The organism is [Clostridium] clostridioforme AGR2157, assembly GCF_000424325.1.
Taxonomy (GTDB): domain Bacteria; phylum Bacillota; class Clostridia; order Lachnospirales; family Lachnospiraceae; genus Enterocloster; species Enterocloster clostridioformis_A.
The window spans coordinates 1-4,341 of record NZ_AUJR01000106.1; the positions used below are offsets into that span (position 1 = coordinate 1).

A 4,341-nucleotide genomic window follows, 5' to 3' on the forward strand; every position below is an offset into this window, starting at 1 on the left:
TTTTGTACATAAACACTTAGTTAAACTTAATTTTACACCAGTTTTTATATATTTTCAACAGTTTCTGCACGAAATGCGGCTTTTTATGCACGAAATCTTTCCACCCCATTAAAAAGGGGCTGCTGCACTAAATAGGGTGCTTCAGCTCCTTCTTTGTTCCCTTATAGGAAACTTCGCAAATCGGCCAAAATGGTGTATAATAGACTAGAAATAAACAATGGCAAGCTATCCGTATCTGGTTTTAGAAGTTTACTACAAAAAAACTGCACTATTTGAGTGGAAGGTCACGGAATCCCCATCATAGGCATCAATCCTGGAAGTGGCAATGGCGGGGTACACTCCCTACACTGAAAATTTCCTACCATTCTCCCCAAGAATACGCCCCAGCTGCCGGTGTGCCAGCACCGCATATCCCCCGTTCCTGTGTATGGTATCAACCACCTGCTCCAGTTTGGGATATTCAATTTTAACATAGCAGCATTTTCCCTGAGAATAAAAATCCCAGTAAAAATTAACATAAGGATTATCGCCTCTTTCCCCGCCTTTCCTGTAGGGAAGAAGCAGGGAATGGTCCTTGTATTCCTCCCTGCCCAGGAGCACCTCTGCGAACATTTCCCCGGTCCACCGGTCCTTCCAGTAATAATCACGGGCCAGTTCCGCCATATCCTCCTCTGTTACATCAAACCCCATTTCCCTGGTTGCACAAAGCATCTGCCTGGATGCCGCTGCTGCCTGACTGCTTATATTGTCTTCAATACAGGCAAAATCATCACTCGTATAGTCGATTCCATACCCCAATACATGGAGATTCACTCCCCTGAACGTACAGTCAATCTCTATGCCGGAAACATACCTGATTCCGGCCCTCAGTGCCGCCTGTTGCCCGCCTCGTTTGCCCGCACACTATTGTGGTCCGCAATGGCCATGATACGGATGCCGTTCATGCTGCACTGTCTCACCAGCTCCCCGGGACTGAATTCGCCGTCATCACTGTAATAGCTGTGCATGTGTAAGTCCATTAACTTTTCCATCCTGAACCCTCCCCATCCTCTCTGTCATCCCAATCATCAATACCACAAATACCACCAGATACACGGGATACAGCGCCACGCTGATACGCTCTGCCACAACCCCAAACAGCGGCGGCATGAATGTGGACCCCACATAAGCGCAGGCCATCTGCATGCCCATCATGGACTGGGAATATTGCACCCCAAAGTTATCCGGCGTTTCGTGAAGCAGGCTGGGATAGATAGGAGCACAGCCCAGTCCCACCATGATAAGTCCCGCCAGTACCGCCCCGTCACCGGCCGGAAGGAGCAGCAGCACAGTTCCGGCAAAGGCGGTCAGCTGCCCGCAGCGCACCATGTTCCTGTCCCCCAGCCGGTCCGTGACAAAACCGCTGGCCAGCCTGCCCAGGGTAATCCCCAGATAAAAAAACGAAGCCCATTTTGCCGCTGTCTGGGGGGCAATTCCCTTATGCAGCACCATATAACTGCTCGCCCACAGACCGGCTGTGGCCTCAAGAGCACAGTAGCAGAAAAATGCAGTAAGCACCGCCTTTGCCCCCGGAAGCCGCAGCCCCTCTCTCAGGGTAATCCGCTTGTGGGTGTCATCCTGTCCGCTGCTTCCCTCCGTCCTCACCTTCCACAGAGGAAGCGACAGCACAAGGCAGGCCACCAGTGCAATCTGAATCACCCCCACCACCATATAACCGGAATTCCACTTAAACCCTCGGGTCAGACATAAGCCCATGATATAGGGTCCGGCCGTTGCGCCGATACCCCAAAAGCAGTGCAGCCAGCTCATGTGGCGGGATTTATAGTGGAGAGCCACAAAGTTATTCAGTCCGGCATCCACGCTTCCTGCTCCCAGGCCATAGGGGATGGCCCAAACGCACAATTGTATAAAGGAATTGGAAGAAGAAAACCCAAACAAGGCTGCTGCTGTCATTGCAACACTAATGACAGTAACCTTTCCGGTCCCAAAGGCCCTGATAAGCCTGTCACTGAAAAGGCTGGAAATTATGGTACCCCCGGCAATAATCATGCTGACAATGCCTGCATAGGACACCGAAGCCCCCAGCTCCCGGTACATGGACGGCCATGCTGAGCCCAGAAGGGCGTCCGGAAGCCCCAGACTGATAAACGCCAGATAAATAATCACAAGTAATAACTGAAACATCTCATCCTCCTGTTTCTGAGCACTCGGAAACCCTGCTTCGGTCTCCTGAGTGCAAAACATATAATAAATACACACCAAAAGAATATCGTCTTTTCCTTCTTGATTCAACCCAGATATCGACTTATAATATAAGAAAAGCGACCAATCGGAGGATATATGGCATTACAGGATTGTGCCCTGAATTTGAACCGCGCAGGCAGGGAACTGCAGCCCCATGGGACGCCGGACTTCCCCTGCGCAGGATATTCTTCTGTATATACAGACAGTGCCGGGGATGTGGTTCCCTGGCACTGGCATGAGGATTTGGAAATTATTTACGTTGAGTCCGGACATCTGAGACTGCAGGTTCCGGATAAGACCTTTCATCTAAAACAGGGAGAAGGCGCTGTCGTCAATTCAAATATACTGCATTTTGCCGCTGCAGAGCCCCTTTGCGAACTCCACTCCCTGGTATTTCATCCTCTTTTGGTAAACGGTGAACAAGATTCCGTGTTTTCCAAGAGGTATGTGGCACCGCTTCTTCAGTGCAGGATTTTTGACGCCTGTCCGCTTAACCTTCTTGCCGGAGACTCCGGAGAGGGAAATCCCGCTGCCGTCTTCACCGCTGCCTTTGATGCATTTTCCGGCGAACCATTGGGATACGAGTTCGTGGTCCGCGAAAAACTGTCCCGTATCTGCTGTTCCCTTTACATGTACTATACCCATGCAATGGATTCCAGGGAACCAGTTCCGGATACGGATAATATGCGTATCCAAAAAATGATAAGCTTTATCCATGAACATTTCCACGAAAACCTGGACCTGGCTCAGATTGCCAGGGCTGCGGATATCGGAGAGCGTGAGTGCCTGCGGTGTTTCAAACGCGCCATCCAGACCTCTCCCATTCAGTACCTTCTGAAATACAGAATAACCCAGGGGGCTTCCATGCTTCTTCGCAGCCCTCACAGCAGCATTTCCTCCATAGCAGGCATGTGCGGGTTTAACAGTCCCAGTAATTTTTCGCAGATGTTTGTGCGCTTTTTTAAGTGTACGCCCAGGGAATACAGAAAAACCAACTGCCCGCCTTCTATTTTCCCATAAAGCCGCCGTCAACCGGAATCACGGCGCCGCTCCGCAGCCAGGACTATGCGGTAGACGATGAAGAGATAGCTTTAGGCGTCAGATGTATTGCAGCCCCTATTTATGATTATCGTGGTGAAGTAAATTATAGTCTACCACCCGGTCCGTATGGAGATAGCAGCCGGAAAGAACCAAACGGCTAAGAGCACATACAAAGAAAACCCCAGAGCTGTCACTCAGGGGTTTTCGCTTTTGTGTATCCGTGAATACTCAATTTTCTTGCCTATCCATATAATATCTCAAAGCATTGATAATTACAAGAATCATTTTCTCCCGGGCAAACGGTCGCTTACTTGCTGCCTAGGTGGATGACAACCATGCAGAGCAATCCATTAAGCCATAAACTCTATATCTATCATCACTTAATTTGTACGTTTAAGCTCTTTCCCAATGATTCAGCCACTTATTGAGTCCCTACACGCCTGGCAAGCTCAGCCTGTGTCATATTCTGTTCTTTTCTGGCCGCTACAATCTGTGCTACAGCCTCATAACGTGGCCGCAATTTCTCATATTCAAGTTTAAACTCTTCATCTTTTAGCATATCTTCTTTCATTTGCTCAAAAGAAATTCCTACTTTGCTCATAGTTTACACCTCCTTGCATAATCTTCCATATATTTTCTTGCCCTGTCAATTTCTGTTGGTGGCGTATTTATACTCTAAAATATTCGAACTATATCATTGGAAAATTTCACCCGCAATTCATACAAACCTTTATTCTTCTCACCTTTTATGGACCAAATGGGCAAGCAAGCATATCCATTTATCTTGTTGCTTATGAAATAGAATCGGATAGGGGAGATTTTAACCTCCCCTTCCACACCACGTAGCGTACCGTTCGGTACTACGCGGTTCAATAGTTTACTCGGACTTTCAAATAGTGGGCAGTCATATCGGGATAACCAAGTCTGTCCACTATGATTCTTTTGGTGAGTGCCGAGTTGAGCATTCCCGCCGCTCTCCACACTCCCTTTCGGCAGTTCGCCATCTCATGCACCTTCCACTCTGGTAAATGTAACGCCCGCAACATTTTATATCTT

At 48.6% G+C, this 4,341-nt stretch carries 4 protein-coding genes and 2 pseudogenes; 2 read left to right on the top strand and 4 right to left on the bottom strand.

Annotated elements, in window-relative coordinates; genetic code table 11:
- Positions 1–393: 393 nt before the first annotated feature.
- Positions 394–1,031 (bottom strand): annotated as a pseudogene (locus G614_RS34775) (PHP domain-containing protein); the annotation flags it as partial.
- The gene (locus G614_RS0123505; RefSeq protein ID WP_027643837.1) at positions 988–2,184 is read right to left on the bottom strand and encodes an MFS transporter; all 1,197 of its coding nucleotides are present in this window, start codon (positions 2,182–2,184) and stop codon (positions 988–990) included. The gene G614_RS0123505 and the pseudogene G614_RS34775, both read right to left, overlap by 44 nt.
- A gap of 156 nt (positions 2,185–2,340) precedes the next feature.
- Here G614_RS0123505 and G614_RS0123510 point away from each other — a divergent pair, with 156 nt between their 5' ends.
- Positions 2,341–3,264 (top strand): AraC family transcriptional regulator, encoded by a 924-nt coding sequence (locus tag G614_RS0123510; RefSeq protein ID WP_027643838.1) that lies wholly within the window; start codon positions 2,341–2,343, stop codon positions 3,262–3,264.
- Positions 3,210–3,446 carry an IclR family transcriptional regulator C-terminal domain-containing protein gene (locus G614_RS34780; protein ID WP_242828202.1) on the top strand — a complete coding sequence of 79 codons (237 nt, stop codon included), beginning with the start codon at positions 3,210–3,212 and terminating at the stop codon, positions 3,444–3,446. The genes G614_RS0123510 and G614_RS34780 overlap by 55 nt, the downstream gene beginning before the upstream one ends.
- A 260-nt stretch (positions 3,447–3,706) precedes the next feature.
- Here the strand turns inward: G614_RS34780 and G614_RS28845 are convergent, their stop codons facing one another.
- Complete coding sequence (locus G614_RS28845) at positions 3,707–3,886, bottom strand: hypothetical protein (protein ID WP_044918748.1); 180 nt, start codon at positions 3,884–3,886, stop codon at positions 3,707–3,709.
- 268 nt (positions 3,887–4,154) lie between these two features.
- A pseudogene (locus G614_RS32260) lies at positions 4,155–4,341 on the bottom strand (maturase); the annotation flags it as partial.

Coding starts and splice junctions, on each gene's coding strand:
- G614_RS0123510 (WP_027643838.1), top strand. CDS start 2,341: ATGGCATTACAGGATTGTGCCCTGAATTTGAACCGCGCAGGCAGGGAA.
- G614_RS28845 (WP_044918748.1), bottom strand. CDS start 3,886: ATGAGCAAAGTAGGAATTTCTTTTGAGCAAATGAAAGAAGATATGCTA.
- G614_RS0123505 (WP_027643837.1), bottom strand. CDS start 2,184: ATGTTTCAGTTATTACTTGTGATTATTTATCTGGCGTTTATCAGTCTG.